This window comes from Colwellia sp. BRX9-1 (assembly GCF_014077195.1).
Classification (GTDB): Bacteria; Pseudomonadota; Gammaproteobacteria; order Enterobacterales; family Alteromonadaceae; genus Colwellia_A.
Genome location: NZ_JACGVM010000057.1, coordinates 1 through 1223, shown reverse-complemented (window position 1 = coordinate 1223; position 1223 = coordinate 1). Strand labels below are relative to the sequence as shown.

General features: G+C 36.6%; 2 protein-coding genes. Both read left to right on the top strand.

What is annotated here, in order from left to right:
- The first annotated feature begins 144 nt into the window (after positions 1–144).
- Complete coding sequence (locus H4J76_RS19450) at positions 145–549, top strand: DUF6869 domain-containing protein (protein WP_024598674.1); 405 nt, start codon at positions 145–147, stop codon at positions 547–549.
- A gap of 136 nt (positions 550–685) precedes the next feature.
- Positions 686–1003 carry a hypothetical protein gene (locus tag H4J76_RS19445; protein WP_182231141.1) on the top strand — a complete coding sequence of 106 codons (318 nt, stop codon included), beginning with the start codon at positions 686–688 and terminating at the stop codon, positions 1001–1003.
- Positions 1004–1223: the final 220 nt, after the last annotated feature.

Below are 1223 nucleotides of genomic sequence, written 5' to 3'. Positions count from 1 at the left end.
AGTATGTTATGTTTTATCATGCTAGCCTCTGTTTGATAATGTTGACACATATATTATGGCTCTGGTTTGTAAAACTAACCCACATTTAGAGGCTAGCACCTTGTGGGGAGTCATTGTGTCTATGTTGCAAGGATAGTCTTGAGTATGAGTGATGACTCTATCGATGAATGGTGGAAAGGTATTAGTGATAAGTCATTATGTGAATTTATCCAAAAATGGTTCGCCGAAATAGATCTCGATGATGAAGAAAATACTCCAAGAGGTTCAGATGTTGTAATGATGAATTTCCTTGCATCAGATGAGTTTCAATGGAGTTTTATAATTAAAGCTTTCGAACTAGCTTATGACGCTCGCCATCTTGAAACTATGGCCGCTGGTCCTGTTGAGCACCTTCTTGCGTTTCACGGGGATAAATATATTTCAGAAATTGAAACCTTATCATCTGCTAATGAAAACTTTGCTTGGATGATGACGGGCGTATGGCAACATAAAATGTCTGACGAAGTTTGGGCTAGAGTTCAAAAGATACAAGGCAGTTGTGAGCAGTAGCAACATAACAAGAAATTAAACAAGGACAAAAAACAGTTGGCTTTTTGTTCACTACGTTCACCTATTTTAGCCAACCATTTTTTGCCTGTTAATTGGGCGTTAGGCATTCATATTAGTTTGGTAGTAGGCATCCACCATGAAAGAATCAGATTGGAAAGTATTTACAGCGATAAAAGATAAAGCGATTGAACAATATTGCACTGTAGCCCTTGAAGAAACACAAGAAGTTGTTTCTGACCATAAAAAGCATGTTCATGAAAGATACCTTTTCTTATATAAATTACTTCAAAATAGTAATAAAAAAATGGCTCTGCTTTTTGATGGTCATAGTCGATCGAAAGCTTGGATACAACTTATTGCTATTCGTAGCGAGGGACTCGCCGACGAAGTTCTATTATCTAAATTATCAGACGAATTTCGTGATGAAACAGACCCTGAAAAGCATGGCTGGTAAAAATGCCTAACAAGAAATTAAACAAGGACAAAAAACAGTTGGCTTTTTGTTCACTACGTTCACCTATTTTAGCCAACCATTTTTTGCCTGTTAATTAGGCGTTGGTATGACTCCCCACGTCAAGTTAAATACACTGATCCTTGTTCATTAATTTCAGAACCATTGTATTCACTTTTAGTATTAAGTGAGTTAACGCATAGAATGAAGCAAGTAATTTCGT